13 protein-coding genes are annotated in these 15,704 nt (G+C 56.0%); 8 read left to right on the forward strand and 5 right to left on the reverse strand.

Annotated features, from left to right (window positions below):
* Positions 1 to 21: 21 nt before the first annotated feature.
* Complete coding sequence (locus tag R2A130_RS04535; RefSeq protein WP_009757587.1) at positions 22 to 1,230, forward strand: hypothetical protein; 1,209 nt, start codon at positions 22 to 24, stop codon at positions 1,228 to 1,230.
* Positions 1,231 to 1,235: 5 nt separating this feature from the next.
* Here the strand turns inward: R2A130_RS04535 and R2A130_RS04540 are convergent, their stop codons facing one another.
* Positions 1,236 to 2,381, reverse strand: coding sequence for an iron-containing alcohol dehydrogenase (locus R2A130_RS04540; protein WP_050786051.1), 1,146 nt, complete (start codon positions 2,379 to 2,381; stop codon positions 1,236 to 1,238).
* 120 nt (positions 2,382 to 2,501) lie between these two features.
* Here R2A130_RS04540 and R2A130_RS04545 point away from each other — a divergent pair, with 120 nt between their 5' ends.
* From R2A130_RS04545 to R2A130_RS04555, 3 genes are all read left to right on the forward strand, one after another.
* On the forward strand, positions 2,502 to 4,064 hold the full coding sequence (locus tag R2A130_RS04545; protein WP_040304635.1) for a trimethylamine methyltransferase family protein: 1,563 nt from the start codon (positions 2,502 to 2,504) through the stop codon (positions 4,062 to 4,064).
* A 67-nt stretch (positions 4,065 to 4,131) separates the two neighbouring features.
* Positions 4,132 to 4,716: a hypothetical protein gene (locus R2A130_RS04550; protein ID WP_009757590.1), complete on the forward strand. Its 585-nt coding sequence runs from the start codon at positions 4,132 to 4,134 to the stop codon at positions 4,714 to 4,716.
* A 139-nt stretch (positions 4,717 to 4,855) separates the two neighbouring features.
* Complete coding sequence (locus R2A130_RS04555) at positions 4,856 to 7,330, forward strand: FAD-dependent oxidoreductase (protein WP_009757591.1); 2,475 nt, start codon at positions 4,856 to 4,858, stop codon at positions 7,328 to 7,330.
* Positions 7,331 to 7,356: 26 nt separating this feature from the next.
* On the opposite strand, the gene R2A130_RS04560 is transcribed toward R2A130_RS04555, so the two are convergent.
* Positions 7,357 to 8,364, reverse strand: coding sequence for a fatty acid desaturase (locus R2A130_RS04560; RefSeq protein WP_009757592.1), 1,008 nt, complete (start codon positions 8,362 to 8,364; stop codon positions 7,357 to 7,359).
* Positions 8,365 to 8,520: 156 nt separating this feature from the next.
* On the opposite strand from R2A130_RS04560, the gene R2A130_RS04565 reads away from it, so the two are divergent.
* Positions 8,521 to 9,909, forward strand: a complete 1,389-nt coding sequence (locus R2A130_RS04565) for a Xaa-Pro peptidase family protein (protein ID WP_009757593.1) — start codon at positions 8,521 to 8,523, stop codon at positions 9,907 to 9,909.
* 340 nt (positions 9,910 to 10,249) lie between these two features.
* Complete coding sequence (gene bmt / locus R2A130_RS04570) at positions 10,250 to 11,269, forward strand: betaine--homocysteine S-methyltransferase (RefSeq protein ID WP_009757594.1); 1,020 nt, start codon at positions 10,250 to 10,252, stop codon at positions 11,267 to 11,269.
* Here the strand turns inward: bmt and R2A130_RS04575 are convergent.
* The 3 genes from R2A130_RS04575 to R2A130_RS04585 all read right to left on the reverse strand — a co-directional run bounded on the left by R2A130_RS04575 (position 11,266) and on the right by R2A130_RS04585 (position 14,214).
* A complete protein-coding gene (locus R2A130_RS04575) occupies positions 11,266 to 11,727 on the reverse strand; it encodes a hypothetical protein (protein ID WP_156798373.1) in 462 nt (153 codons plus the stop codon). The two genes, bmt and R2A130_RS04575, sit on opposite strands and share 4 nt — an antisense overlap.
* A 319-nt stretch (positions 11,728 to 12,046) precedes the next feature.
* Positions 12,047 to 13,600 (reverse strand): trimethylamine methyltransferase family protein, encoded by a 1,554-nt coding sequence (locus R2A130_RS04580; RefSeq protein ID WP_009757596.1) that lies wholly within the window; start codon positions 13,598 to 13,600, stop codon positions 12,047 to 12,049.
* Between the two features lie 155 nt (positions 13,601 to 13,755).
* Complete coding sequence (locus tag R2A130_RS04585; protein WP_009757597.1) at positions 13,756 to 14,214, reverse strand: cytochrome c; 459 nt, start codon at positions 14,212 to 14,214, stop codon at positions 13,756 to 13,758.
* Between the two features lie 139 nt (positions 14,215 to 14,353).
* On the opposite strand from R2A130_RS04585, the gene R2A130_RS04590 reads away from it, so the two are divergent.
* Together R2A130_RS04590 and R2A130_RS04595 are read left to right on the forward strand one after the other, a co-directional pair.
* Positions 14,354 to 15,055 (forward strand): cobalamin-binding protein, encoded by a 702-nt coding sequence (locus R2A130_RS04590; RefSeq protein WP_009757598.1) that lies wholly within the window; start codon positions 14,354 to 14,356, stop codon positions 15,053 to 15,055.
* Positions 15,056 to 15,059: 4 nt separating this feature from the next.
* Entirely contained in the window at positions 15,060 to 15,662 is a 603-nt protein-coding gene (locus R2A130_RS04595) for a DUF1638 domain-containing protein (RefSeq protein ID WP_040304636.1), read from the forward strand.
* The last annotated feature ends 42 nt before the right edge of the window (positions 15,663 to 15,704 follow it).

The raw sequence follows: 15,704 nt of genomic DNA on the forward strand, positions 1-15,704 counted from the left end.
GCATTGATCGGGCGTAGAAGCATGAAATTTCCCACAAAAGCTCTCCCAAGTGCCGCATTTGCACTGAGTTCATTGGCAGCAATATTTGCAGGCACCGCGCCAGCAACGGCTCAGTCGATCAATCTGTCGAACGATGACGCCACGATTTTGCGGGTGTTGGAAGCTGGCGGTTTTCGTGAGGGAAAGGTCGTTACTCGCGGTCTTACAATCGTACGCACCCACGCATGCCGGGGCGACAGCAAATTTCTGGTGAAGGTTTCTATCCTAGGTCGCATCACAAGCACGACACCGCTCGGAAACTGCGATCTAGGCTCACGCCCGGTCGCAAAACCTAAGCCGCAGAATGGACGCAACGTATCAGCTCGTGTGCAAGCTGCGCTCGAACGGCAAGGCTATAGACGTATTGTCGTAACTGACGCCCAGCCTCCACGAATTACGGCTGAAGCCTGCAACGGCGACGACCGCGTTCGCGTGGCTGTAAACCGGCGTGGACAAGTTCGTTCGGAACGGCGCATCGGACCATGCGAACGGCAGTTTGATCCGGGGCGTCTCGTCGAAGTATTGGAGCAGAACGGGTTTGACCGGGTTGAAGTAACCCAAACACGCAGACCACCCTATACCGCCCTCGCCTGTCGCGGAAATGATCGCATGGAGGTTTCGGTCGGACGTTTTGGCCGCTTGCGCGACCAGCAACGCGTCGGCGCATGTCAAACAGATATCAAAGCAAGTGACATCCCGGACATTCTAACGCGAGCCGGTTTCGATCGCATTCGCGTGCTGCAACGCCGTCGTGCGCCGTATCTTGCTGAAGCATGCAGCAGAGACAGGTTGGTCGAAGTCTCGATCAACCGTTATGGCGAGATCGGCAATCGGCAGCGTGTCGGTCGTTGCGCTTCTGCGATGTCTAAAGATGATCTCATCGCGAAACTTCAGCGTGACGGCTACTCCAACCTGAACATGGAACAAGTGCGAGACGGCTGGCGTGTGAGCGCATGTCGCGGCGTAGAAAAGGTTGGGCTTCGCATCGACAGCTACGGTGACACAGTTCGCCAGCAAGCCAGCGGCAAATGCACCTCCGAAACAGTGTTGGATGTACTGACCAACCTTGAAGACCGCGGTGCGGAAAAGCTTCAGGCTCAAGTCGAAGGTTGCTTCAAGAACGACCGTTATCGCTGGACCTTTGATCGCTTAGGCAACCGCATTGGACGCGAGCGTCTAGGCCGCTGCTAAGAGGTCTAACGAAGCGCCATCGCAGCTAGAATTTCAACATCGCCATCTTCTGCGTCGCGGGCGGTGGCGGTCAACATATCGATATTGGCGGGCTCAACCATGGCGCGCGCCAAGGCTTCTTCATCCAGCTTCTCTCGTTCATCAGCATCTAGGCTGAGGCCGTAGCCACATCGCTCAGCCAAAGCATGAAGATTGTCATGGACATGACCTGCCCCCTCGCCGCCCATGATGTGAGCCACCGCATCGTAGCCGTCCGGCGCACCCTGCGCAGCCCATTCCATGGTCTGCACCAACGCAATGGAAACCGCTCGTCCGTGCGGCACGCCTGCAAGGGAACCCATTGCATGGCCGATATTGTGCGCGACCGCACAACCGGTGTTACCAATCGCGGTGCCACCATGGGCCGCAGCAGCCATCATCCCCGAACGAGCGGTGATGGATGAGCCATCCTTTACCGCTTCTTCAAGTGAGGAAATACCGTGGCTGATAGCCCGTTCAGCAACCGCATTGTTTGGCGCATAGCGGTAGCGGTTTGTGCGGGATTCGATGGCATGAACCAGCGCATCCATACCGGTGTAGAAGGTCCAGAACGGTGGCAAGCCAACCGTAAGTTCGGGGTCCATAATTGCCATATCCGGAATTAATGGCGGACCCCAAAACCAGTTCTTCACACCGTCAGGCTGCGAGATGATCGACGTGCCCGTTGTTTCGCTCCCCGTGCCAGCAGTTGTGGGCAAAGTCACCAACGGCACAGTGCGCCAAGGCAAAGGCTTAACGGCCAAACGGTAATTTGCGGCTCCGTCTCCCGATGGCAGCAGCACGGCGACCACTTTTGCCGTGTCCAACGCAGATCCGCCGCCAAGACCCACTACACAATCACAATTCTCAGCACGCCCCAACTCAACAGCAGCGTCAACAAACGCCTCCTTCGGATCGCTCGCCAGATCAGAAAACGTCACCACATCATGACCGGCCTTCTCAATGACTTCCCGCAGCTCACCCAGATGACCAAGCTCGGCCATCACAGGGTCCGCCACCAGCAGAACCCTGCGTCCAGCGCCAAAGGTCTCGGAAATCAAAGTGCCCGTCTGATGGCGGCTACCAGCGGCCAGAACCTGTGCTGGCTGACGGGATAGGTTGAATGCGGTCATGGGTTCGGTTCCCCTTGAATGATGCTTCGCATCGAAAATCTCTAAAGTGCTACAAAACCGCTTGCCGGATTGAATCATCGCAGACAAGCTTCCGTCCGACGAAATCGGGAGGATTAAGTCGTGGCCGAACCAGTCGAAGCAGAACAGCGAACGCGAGCCGGCCGAGGTGGCGGAAGACGCGGCAATGTGCGACGCGGCGGCCCAGCCATAAGGCAGATGCCGTGGGATATTCCCATCATGCGCGACGCTCCGATAGAGCCTGTGGATGCAGAGGGCGTTGCAAAAATCCACGATGGCGCGATGCGCATTCTCGAAGAAATCGGCATCGAATTCCTGAACAAGGAAGCCGCCGATATTCTCAAAGCCCATGGCGCAACGGTGACCGGCGAAAACGTTCGCATGGACCGCGACATGGTAATGGAAAAAATCACCCTCGCCCCGAACCACTTCACGGTTACCCCGCGGAACCCGGACCGCACCATCACAATTGGTGACAAACACATTCTGTTCGGCAACGTTTCCAGTCCGCCAAATTGCTCCGACATCGACAATGGACGCAGGACCGGCACGCGTGAGGATTACCGAAATTTCCTGAAGCTGACGCAGTATTTCAACTGCATCCATTTTGCCGGTGGTTACCCTGTCGAACCGATGGACCTGCATCCATCTGTGCGACACCTCGACTGCCTCTACGACAAGCTCACCATCACCGACAAAGCCGTACACGCCTATTCCTTGGGCAAAGAGCGCGTGGAAGACGTGATGGAGATGACGCGCATCGCCGGCGGCCTGAGCCATGAGGAATTTGACGCGACACCGCGCATGTACACCAACATCAACTCCACCTCCCCGCTTAAACATGACATTCCAATGCTGGACGGTTTGATGCGTTTGGCACGGCGTGGGCAGCCGACAATCGTGACGCCATTTACGCTGGCAGGAGCCATGGCGCCGGTCACAATGGTGGGCGCAGTCACCCAATCGCTTGCAGAAGGATTGGCCGCAATCGTCTTGATGCAGTGCATCCGACCCGGTTGTCCTGCGGCTATCGGAACCTTCACATCCAATGTGGATATGAAGACAGGTGCGCCTGCTTTCGGCACGCCGGACTATGTTCGCGCTACACAAATTACGGGTCAAATGGCCCGCTTCTATGGCCTGCCTATGCGCTCATCCGGTGTTTGCGCTGCTAACGTGCCGGACGCTCAAGCGACATGGGAATATATGAATTCCATGTGGGCGGCCGTCACGTCAGGCACCAACGTGGTCTATCACGCTGCCGGTTGGCTAGAAGGCGGTCTTTGCGCCTCGTTTGAAAAATTCATCATGGATTGCGAAGTGCTCCAACAGTTTCAATCCTACCTGAAGCCGATGGTCGTGGATGATGACACACTGGCCATAGACACCATCAAAGAGGTTGGTCCCAACGGCCATTTCTTCGGCGTCCAACACACTCAAGATCGCTACGAGACCGCGTTTTACTCCCCGTTTCTCTCCGACTGGAACAACTACGAAAACTTCGAAGAACGCGGTTCAGTTCGCACACCGGAACGTGCCAATAAAATCTACAAGCAGATCATCGAAGAGTTTGAAGCCCCACCATTAGATGAGGCCATTCGCGAAGAGCTGGAGGCCTTCGTCGAAAGACGTAAGGAAGAAGGTGGTGCGCCAACCGATTTCTGATGGTGCAAAGCGCGCGAATTATCGTATCGGTGTGGCAAGCTTATTCGCTTGAAGAACCACAGGTTCCATGACCGTAGAAGAACTGCGCGCCTGCCTACCTCCTGCCCGCCTTTGCATCATTGCACTGGTGATCGCCGTTGTATTGGCTATTGGCACCTACATCATCAGCCCGGACAACCTGTTCGTCGAAAACCGTGGCTTTGAAGCGGAACAACAGTTCCTTCTATCAGTGGCGGTTGTTCTAACTCTCGTTGCATTGTCTCGCCTGCTGCATCCGATAGTGGCCTCAATGGCTCTCGCCACACTCGCCATGAGCTTCGCACTATTCGTCCGCGAAACGCCAAATTGTCAGGCGGTATCCGATGGCTGGTGCGTGGGCGAACCGACAAAATTTCTGGTCACAGCAATCGTGCTGGCAGCGCTCATCTTCTGGGGGCTGCGGTTCTTGCCTCAGCTTTGGGCAGAAAAAGCAACCATCATCCGTTCACTTGTCTGGTGGCCTTTCCCGTTGCTTGCGCTACTAGCCCTGTTTTCGGAAGTTGCCGAACGTTCCGGAAGCCCGTTGCTGGAAGAAGGCATTGAATTGTTCGCTTGTGCATTCTTGGCGACGATGGCCGGACAGTTGGCTTTCGGCAACAAGCAGCATCAATAGAAATGTTTCTAGAGATGCACATGTCGCAGTTTCAACGCTTCATGACCTTTCGTGGCGCATTCGCGCATCGCCCGCATTCTCTCAACGCGTCAACCTCTTACCAACATAAGCTATCCGTAAGTCCTGAAAGGGCCAGACCATGAAATCCCACGCGCAAGCGGTCGTTATCGGAGGCGGTGTTGTTGGCTGCTCCGTGCTGTTTCACCTCACGAAAGCAGGCTGGAAGGATGTTGTCTTGCTGGAGCGCGACCAGCTTACTTGCGGGTCAACATGGCATGCGGCGGGCGGTTTCCACGCACTGAATGGCGATCCGAACGTTGCCAAGCTGCAGGACTACACAATCGGCCTCTACAAAGAACTTGAGGAAATTTCGGGAGAAACCTGCGGCCTGCACCTGACGGGTGGCGTCGCGCTGGCAGACACGCCGGAACGTCTCGAATGGCTAAAAATGAGCCACGCGCGCGGCAAATATCTCGGCATGGAAACCGAGATGATTTCCACCGCAGAGGCTAAGGAGTTGCTGCCTCTATTGGAGGAAAAATACTTCGTCGGCGCTATGTGGGATGCGGTCGAAGGCCATCTCGACCCTTACGGCACCACCAACGCCTACGCGAAGTCCGCCAAGATCGGAGGCGCTGAAATTGAGCTGCAATGCAAGGTAGAAAGCCTCGATTGGGACGCAGCCAAGGGCGTGTGGAATGTCGTCACCAACAAAGGCACAATGACTGCTGACCACGTGGTCAACGCTGGTGGCCTATGGGCACGCGAAGTGGGCCGCATGGTCGGCGTTGAACTGCCGGTACTGGCCATGGAACACCATTATCTGTTGACGGAAGCGATGCCCGAAGTGGCAGAAATCAACGCCTCCACCGGCAAGGAAGTCATCCACGCAATCGACTTCTCAGGCGAGATTTACCTGCGTCAGGAACGCGATGGCATGTTGCTCGGAACCTATGAAAAGCGTGCAACACCATGGTCTCCAAAAGACACTCCGTGGGACTTTGCACAGGAACTCTTGGAGCCAGACCTGGACCGCATCGGCCCTTCGCTTGAAATCGGCTTCAAGCATTTTCCTGCCTTCGAAAAAGCGGGCATCCGCCGCATCGTCAACGGCCCTTTCACATTCGCACCTGATGGCAATCCATTGATTGGCCCTGTGCGCGGCGTGCCGAATTATTGGTCGGCTTGCGCAGTTATGGCAGGCTTTTCGCAGGGTGGCGGCGTTGGTCTCGCCCTCGCCAACTGGATGGTCGATGGCGACCCCGGCTACGATATATGGGGCATGGATGTCGCCCGCTTCGGCCCGCACGTCACCCGCGATTATACGAATGCGAAGGTGCGCGAGAACTATTCCCGCCGCTTCCGCATCCGTTTTCCCAATGAGGAACTGCCCGCTGCGCGCCCGCATCAAACGACGCCGCTCTATGATATTCACCTCGCCAACGGTGCTGTGATGGGCGACAGCTGGGGACTGGAAACGCCGCTCTGGTTCGCACCTGATGGCGTAAATGCGGAGGACGAATTCTCATTCCACCGTTCCAACGACTTCGAACATGTAAAAGCGGAAGTGAAAAACTGCCGCGAGAATGTCGGCGTCACCGATATTTCCAACTTCGCAAAATACGAAGTAACAGGCCCCGGCGCTCGGGCGTGGTTGGGCCATGTCATGACAAACTTCATTCCAAAGGAAGGGCGCCTTGCCCTTACATCGATGGTCACCCACGACGGCAAGATCAACGGCGACTTCACCATAGCTTGCGCGGGTGTGGATAGCTTCGGCCCCAACGTCGGCAACGAACGCTTCCAGATGTGGGGATCAAGTCAGGCGCAAATCTATCACATGCGCTGGTTTGAACAGCATCTGCCTGATGACGGATCGGTCTCCATTCGCAATCTCAACCTCGAACTCACGGGCCTGTCGATTGCCGGACCAAACGCGCAGAAAGTCTTTGCGAAGCTAACGGATGAAGACGTCTCCCACGATGCTTTTAAATTCATGGACTACCGCGAAACCGTGATCGCCAGCGTGCCCGCTTTCGTGAATCGCATCTCATACACGGGTGATTTGGGTTACGAGATCTGGGTGAAGCCGGAATATCTGCGTCGCCTCTATACCGGCATTATGGATGCAGGTGAGGACCTCAGCATCAAGCCTTTCGGTATGCGCGCCTTGCTCGCCATGCGGCTGGAGAAACATTTCGGCACATGGTTCCGCGAATTCCGTCCGATCTACACACCGTTCGAGGCGGGTCTTGATCGGTTCGTTTCAAAGAAGAAGAACGATTTCATCGGCCGCGACGGGGTCTTCGCCCATTCGGAGAAGCCACCACTCACCCGCATTTGCCTCAACGTCACAGGGGCAAGCGATGCAGACTGCATCGGCGACGAACCCATTTTCTTGGGCGACGAAGTGATCGGCTGGATAACCTCTGGCGGCTACGGGCACCATGTCAGCCAATCACTGGCGCAAGGCTACATACCCACAGAACATCTTGAAACCGTACGGGCCCAAGGCGTGAATGTGGAAATCATCGGAGAGATGTGCTCAGCAACGCTTCAGGACCAACCGCCCTTCGACCCTGAGGGCAAGCGGATGCGCGGCGACTTCTCGTAAGTCGCCGCAACTCTTCGTAGAGTGTTTTAGACGCGAACCAACGCTAGCTGCAAACGTGCCTGACGGAAGCTGATCAGCTTGCGCTGCTCTTCGCACCACAGCGCAAGCGGCATGCACTTAATGCTGTCCAACAGCGTGAGGCGGTTTATGTCGCGCAGCTCGGGAAAGTCTTTCAGCACTTTGGGCAAGGCGTGAAATGGTATCCGGCTCGAGATATGATGGACGTGATGGATACCGATATTACCGGTCAACCACATGAGCCACTTCGGCAAGTCGTAGAAAGACGAACCGTGAAGTGCCGCCTCTTCGCGTTGCCATTCTTCTGCAAAGTCCCAGTGAGTCTCTTCATACTGGTGCTGCACGTAAAACAACCAGATCCCGAGAGCACCGCCAACTACAACGGTTGGAATTTGAATGAGTAGAAATGCCTGCCAGCCCATCGCCCAGATCATCAGACCGGAAACAATCGCAATGCCGACATTCGTAGACATTGCAGACCACACAGGCATCGAATTGGCTGTCTTGCTTGTGGGCAAACGTTGGCGAAGTAGGAATTGATAAGCCGGGCCTATGGCAAACAAGACTACCGGATGGCGGTAGAGCCAGTATTTCCACTTTCCAGCTTTCGAAAGCGCCCGATATTCGCGAACTGTAAGCGTGTCGATATCGCCAAAACCACGACGGTCCAAATTGCCGGAACCTGCATGGTGAAGGGCGTGTTCACGGCGCCAGTCGTCGAAAGGCGTATAGGTGAAGACACCTAGAAGGCGTCCAACCCAGTCATTCGCCTTCTTAGATGTGAAGAAAGCGTAGTGTCCGCAATCGTGTTGGATGGTGAACAGGCGCACCAACATCGCACCTGTCGGAATGGACAAAAGCAGCGTCAGCAGCACGCTCACTTGCAACGCATAATACATGGTAACAATGCCAGCGGCATAAGGCACCACCGTGGCTGTAAGTTCCCAGAGCGCGCGTCCGTTACGCGGCAATTTATAAGCCGCTAACCTCTTACTCCAAAGCTTTTCGTCCAACATAGAAACTCCCCCTAGACGTTCGGTCATTGTCCACCGAATCGCTCTCTTCAACCAGCGTTAGCACACGAAAACGACACACCCTTCCGCAAATTGACGCGGTTCGACATGTCGTTGGCCGAAGCCTCATGTCAGCCTCAGTATAGGAGGGCGCAGGCAATGAACGTTCACGTGAGTACTATAAGTGGGTTCGGACGCCACAAACGCAAGATCGAACCCTTCGCTATTCCTACGCACCCCGGCACGGATGCAGGCTTCGAGGAGCTGGAGGCTTATGCCCGCGCCAAGGCGGCAAGCCTGAATCAACATCTCATCGGATACGGCGAACTTGCTGAAACCGAATGGAAAACCGCCAACCTTGCTGCACCTGATCTAGGTGCCATGCGCCATTATCGACTGGACCGTATCCGTGCAGAACTGCGCAAACGCGATCTTGCCGGCATCCATCTCTATGATCCGCTGAACATTCGATACGCCACGGATTGCACCAACATGCAGCTTTGGACAGCACACAATCCGGTGCGCTGCGTATTCATTGCGACCGATGGTCCGGTCATTCTTTTTGAATTCCACAGCTGCGAACATCTGTCCGACCACACAGGAATGGTGGACGAGGTTCGCGGCTGCACAGCGTGGTTCTATTTCGAGGGCGGTAATCGTTGCATGGAATTCGCCCAAAACTGGGCTGACGATATTGCAGCCATTTTGCGCGAACACGGCGGCGGCAACATGCGCTGCGCTTTCGATCAGGTGGACAGCCACGGTGTGCCTTGTCTCGAGAAGAATGGCATCGAAGTGATCTACGGCGAAGACCTCATGGAAGAGGCACGTAAGATCAAGTCGCACGATGAGGTTATCTGCATGCGCCGTGCAATTGTGTCCTGCGAAGCAGCGATGGCTGAGATGGAACGTGCGCTGAAGCCCGGTATGAGCGAGAACGATCTATGGGCCGTTCTACACGCGGAAAATATTCGGCGCGGCGGTGAGTGGATCGAGACCCGCCTGCTCGCTTCCGGCCCAAGAACCAACCCCTGGTTTCAGGAATCGTCCGCCCGCATCATCGAAGATGGTGACATCGTTTCCTTTGATACGGACCTCATCGGACCCTACGGATTTTGCTGCGATATATCCCGCACGTGGCTCGCTGGCGACGGTGATCCAACAGCGGAACAGCGCGAACTATACCGAATCGCAATCGATCAGATGGAGGCCAACACCGCGATGCTGCGGCCAGGCTTGTCCTTCCGCGAACTATCGATGACAGCGACCCAATTGCCAGATGACTGCATGCCGACACGCTACGGTGTTCTCTTCCACGGCGTCGGCCTGTGCGATGAATATCCCTCCATCCGCTATGCGGTCGATCACGAACACCACGGTTACGACGGCGTGTTGGAACCCGGCATGTGCGTTTGCGTGGAAAGCTATGTCGGTCGCCACGGCGGCCATGAAGGCGTGAAGCTGGAAGACCAATGCCTCATTACAGAGACAGGCTACGAGTTGCTGTCAAATTACCCTTGGGACAAGCGTCTTTTAGCTAGCACCTGAAGGGCTTCAATAAATCTGCTGTGGAGTTATTTCATCGAAGCCCGTGGACTTGAACTCCGGCCCCCGCCGAAGTTCGCCGCGCGGTTTTCCTCCCGCCCGCGCGGCGCCGCGTCAAGCCAGTTTCCTGACGTCGCGGCCGGCTCCCTCTAAAGGTGACCGGAAAGCTTCGCGTGTTCAATGGCATGGGAATTCTGCAATCGCAAGATATGGCTGTGTGGCAAACCGGCCATAGGGAAGCTCATATCGATTAAATCACGAAAATCACGCAGGGTCTTGGCGTTGTGATGCCATCAATACGCCCCTAAAGCTTAGTGCTTCAACGCAACGAGGAATCGACGTCATGGGTCGCCTGCGCGAACTGCTGGACGAAAAAGGTGTGCTGCTTGCAGACGGAGCGACCGGAACAAACTTCTTCAATATGGGACTGCTTTCCGGTGACGCGCCGGAACTGTGGAACGAGGACGAACCTGAAAAGGTCATGTCGCTCCATCAGGGCTTCGTTGATGCTGGTGCAGATATCATTCTCACCAATACATTCGGCGCAAACCGCCATCGTTTGAAGCTGCACCATGCGCAAGAGCGTTCGACGGAGCTCAACGAAAAAGCTGCAAAACTCGCTCGTAAAGTTGCCGATGCCGCCGGTCGTCCTGTTTTGGTTGCCGGTTCTGTAGGCCCGACCGGCGAATTGTTTGAGCCGCTGGGCGAACTTACGCGCGAAGCTGCTATCGCAAGCTTTACTGAACAGATGATCGGCCTGCGCGATGGCGGTGCCGATGTCATGTGGATCGAAACCATGTCGGCACGCGAAGAAATTGATGCAGCAGCAGATGCTGCCGAAGCGCTAGGCCTCGATTTCGTGTTCACCGCCAGCTTCGACACCGCTGGCCGCACCATGATGGGCATCACGCCCACGCAACTGATGGAAATTGCCACCACCCGCCCCGCTGGCCCGATCGCTATCGGTGCTAACTGCGGTGTCGGTGCCACCGATCTCCTGTTCTCGATCCTAGACATGACAGCCGCGCCGCAAGACAAGATCGCTGTTGTCGCCAAAGCGAATTGCGGCGTCCCGCGCGTCTCCGGCGACAAGGTCATCTACACAGGCACGCCGGAACTGATGGCTGACTATGCGCGCTACGCCATCGACGCCGGCGCAGCGATCATTGGCGGTTGTTGCGGTACATCCTATGAGCACCTCGCAGCCATGCGTGGGGCTATCGACACGCACAAGAAGCGTAAGCGCCCTGAACTGGTGGACGTGGTGGCGGCAACAGGCCCACTCGTGAACGAGATTTCTACGGCTGAGCAGAAAGACAGCAGCGAAGGCGGTGGTCGTCGTCGCGGTGGCAGACGCCGCTAGATGTAAGCCGCCATGTGAAAAGCCTGATGCTCGTTATCATATGCGTATTCGGTGCCAACCGGACACGCATGACGAGCCAGGCAGCCGCCGCTTAAGCAAACAACGCCCTGCTCTGAAGCGACGTGTGCCTTGCAACCTTTCCAGTCATAGCCATCCGGCCCAAATGAATCGACTGGGCAAGTGCTGAGGCAAGGCTTGTCGACGCAGCAATCGCACGGGTGCCAATCGACATGATGCGTCGGCACCTCGAAGTCGTCGTCGAAAACAAAAACCGCCCTTAGAGCTGTCCAAAGCCCGAATTCTGGGTGGATCACGAGTCCAAGTGGACTGTTGTCCATGCCAGTCGCAGCCTTGGCATAAGTTTGAAACGGCCAGTGTGGTTGGCCAAATGGATAACGCGCTTCGGCCTTCAACTCACTGGCAATCGGTTCGACCACTTCTTTGGTCCAGCGATCCATTGGATTCTTCAAACCGTCGGAAAATTCAACGCTTCGACTGAATGCAGGCCAAAGGCTAGATCCGATATTACCGATAAGAAGCGCGGGTCGCTTTCGGTCACGCTGGTCGCCGTCGACTGTGAACCAGCCGAACGGCATCATACCAGATGCAGCCAACAGCCCTTGGACGTCGGATCTCAGTTCATCTGCAAGGTTACTCAAAGCGATCTCATTTTTCGTTTGGCCGCAAAGGTGCCTTCCAGACGGATTGCTGGATAAAATCCGCAATTTCTTCGCGGCTTTTAACTTCCCGACAATGTGGTGCCCTGACCTCGCGTGTTCAGGTGAAGGCGTCCGGCATGGACTCCTTCTTGCGCGCCACATACGCGTCCAGCGCTTCGCGTTTGGCTGGGTCCATTTCGGGCGCAACGTGGTCCGCAATCCATTTGCGCGCAATCACGTTGGCGCGTTCGGGAGCTGACTTGTTGCCCTCCACTTCCCACTGCTCGAACGAATTGTTGTCAGATATTGTGGAGCGGTAGAACGCGGTTTTGAAATTGTTCTGCGTGTGATCGCAGCCAAGATAATGACTGCCCGGCCCAACTTCGCGGATCGCGTCCATTGCTTGGCCGTGTTCGGTCACATCAACACCAGCAGCCATCTTCTGAGCGGCAGCAAGTTGGTCGCAATCCATGACGAATTTTTCATAGGACGACACCAACCCGCCTTCCAACCAACCGGCTGCGTGGAGCGAGAAATTCACCCCACCCAAAACTGTCGGCTGCAATGTGTTGGCGCTTTCATATGCGGCCTGTGCGTCAGGCAGTTTGGAACCGGTCAACGAGCCACCTGAGCGGAACGGAACACCGAATTTGCGGGCAAACTGTGCCGCACCATAAAGCACCTGTGCAGGTTCCGGTGTTCCGAAGGCTGGTGCGCCCGACTGCATGGAAATCGACGTCGCGAACGTACCCATGATGACCGGCGCACCGGGGCGGCAAAGCTGCGAGAACGCAATCGCCGCCTGCGCTTCGGCGAGCACCTGTGTCAGCGTACCCGCTACTGTGACAGGGGACATGGCACCGCCAACGATGAAGGGAGAAACGATACAGGCCTGATTAGCGCGCGCATAAACTTTCAGCGCGCCCAGCATAGTATCGTCCATAACCATGGGCGAGTTGCAGTTGATCAGCGATGTGACGACGCAGTTATTATCGACGAAATCTTCGCCAAACAAAATCTTCGACATTTCGACCGTGTCTGCCGCGCGTTCAGGTGCGGTAACAGAGCCCATATAGGGCTTATCAGACAGCGTCATATGCGCGTGGACCATGTCGAGATGGCGCTTGTTCACGGCCACATCGACAGGCTCACAAACTGTGCCACCACTATGGTGCATAGCGGGTGCCATATAGGCCATTTTCACGAAATTGCGGAAATCTTCCATCGTCGCATAGCGACGTTCGCCTTCAAGATCGCGCACGAATGGCGGGCCGTATACGGGGGCGAAAACAAGATTGCGACCACCGATTTCCACCGACCGTTCAGGATTACGCGCGTGCTGGGTGAAGCTTGAAGGCGCAGTCTTCATCAACTCGCGGCAAAGGCCTTTGGGAAAATGCACCCGTTCGCCCTGAACGTCGGCACCGGCCTCTTTCCACATGGCAAGGGCTTCAGCGTCGTCGCGAAATTCAATGCCAATCTCTTCCAGCACCGTGTCGGCATTGGCTTCGATGATGTCCATCGCTTCGGTATCGAGAATATCGAAATTGGAAATTTTGCGCTGAATATAAGGCAAATGCTCCACAACACTCGACGTGCGCTCCGCCCGCCTTGCTGCTGCACCACCGCCTGCGCGTCCGCCTCTAGCGCGTCGTCCACCCGTTTCACTCATGATCCGCTCTCCCGGAACAGTAACTTGTGGCGGCAGTATCCGATTGCGCAGCGAGATGCGAGTGCCTGAGCGCGAACAGACCTGTCGCAACGGCGATAGGTCGCAGGGAAATGCGACCGAAAAATCAAATGCCAGAATACGTAAAAACAGGGCTTCTAGCGCTTCACCCGAAAGTCTGCGTGGCAAGCCTTACAAGTCGCAGTCAGACGCTTCATTGGTCCCGCGATATCCGCATTATTTGATGAAGCAGGCGCAAGCTCCACTACCATTTGTGCGGAGGTCTCCAGTTCCAATGCGATGGCTGCAAAGCGGTCCTGCTCGCTCCATATGCGATTGCCGGCTTCAGAAGGATGCTGCGTGCTGCCGACAGGGAACTGAGCGACTATCTTCTTTGCATGGACAGCAATCGCCGTAGCTTCGCGCTCAGCACTCGTTCGCGCAGCCTGGACATTACTCCAATCCAGACGGCTCAACACTTTGGTTGAAGCGGCGACCGATTTCATCGTCATCATTCGTTCTTTCACGATGCCCGTCGCACCGGAATGCGCCAGCGCAGCACTTGCAGTGCCAAGGATAACACCAATCGCAAAAATACGTTTCGTTTGCTGATACATGGTCGCTTTTCCACTCTCAATTTTCCATCAATACACCACCTTAAATGCGGCGCGGCGAGTCGCTTTGGAAAGGGTTGACGTTTTTGTAGGAAAGTACACTCTCCGCACAAGAAAGTGCCGTGAGCAAGGAACCACGTTTATGGCTGACGAAGAAGATATCATCCTCACCGAACTGTCCAACGAAGAGCTCGTGCTGCAAATGCACGACGATCTTTACGACGGGCTAAAGCCGGAGATCGAAGAAGGCACGCAAATCCTGCTGGACCGTGGCTGGGCACCCTACAAGGTGCTCACCGAAGCGCTGGTCGAAGGCATGCGGATCGTCGGCGAGGATTTTCGCGACGGCATTCTGTTCGTCCCCGAAGTTTTGCTGTCCGCCAACGCGATGAAGGGCGGTATGTTCATTCTGCGTCCGCTGCTTGCCGCCACCGGCGCACCGAAGCAGGGCAAGATGGTCATCGGTACAGTGAAGGGCGACATTCACGACATCGGCAAGAACCTTGTCGGTATGATGATGGAGGGCGCAGGTTTCGATGTGGTCGATCTTGGCATCAACAACCCGGTCGAGAACTATCTCGATGCCATCGACGAGCATGAACCGGACATCATCGGCATGTCCGCCCTGCTCACAACGACAATGCCTTATATGAAGGTCGTCATCGATACGATGATCGAAAAAGGCATTCGGGACGACTACACCGTTCTCGTCGGTGGCGCGCCGCTCAACGATGAGTTTGGTCAGGCCATTGGTGCCGACGCTTATTGCCGCGACGCGGCAGTCGCAGTGGAAACCGCAAAGGACTACATGGCGCGCAAGCACAACCAGCGCCCGTCTTCTTAAGTTGATGACTACACATCAGCCCCAACCGGTGCGCGTCATCGGTTGCGGCATGATTGCGCGGGAAATTTTGGCCGTCACCGAGCAACTTGGTCTCGACCATATCGATCTGAAATGCCTGCCGGCCGATTGGCACCACCACCCGGAACGCATCGCGCCGGGCGTGGAAGAGGCTATACATTCAGCACGCGCAGATGGCTTTGAGCGCATCTTCGTGGCCTACGCCGATTGCGGAACAGGTGGACACTTGGACTCTGTTTGTGAGCGCCTTGGTGTAGAGCGCATTGCAGGACCACACTGCTTTTCTTTCTATATTGGCAACGAGCAGTTCGACGCGGAGGATGGCGAACACATCACCACCTTTTTCATCACAGACTTTCTCGCCCGCCACTTCGACACTTTTATGGTGAAGCCGCTTGGGCTGGATAAGCATCCGGAGCTGCGGGATATGTATTTCGGTAACTACACCAAGGCGCTTTATCTAGCGCAGACCGATGACCCTGAACTCGATGCCAAAGCCCGCGCGGCTGCGGAGCGATTGGGCCTGGCCTACGAAAGACGATTCACCGGCTACGGCGATTTAATCCCTGCCCTTACAGGTGCCGCTTGACGCTCTAGCCACTCGCTCTCCAAAGTGACTTCACAAAGGGAG

This window comes from Ahrensia sp. R2A130 (assembly GCF_000179775.1).
Taxonomy (GTDB): Bacteria; Pseudomonadota; Alphaproteobacteria; order Rhizobiales; family Rhizobiaceae; genus Pseudahrensia.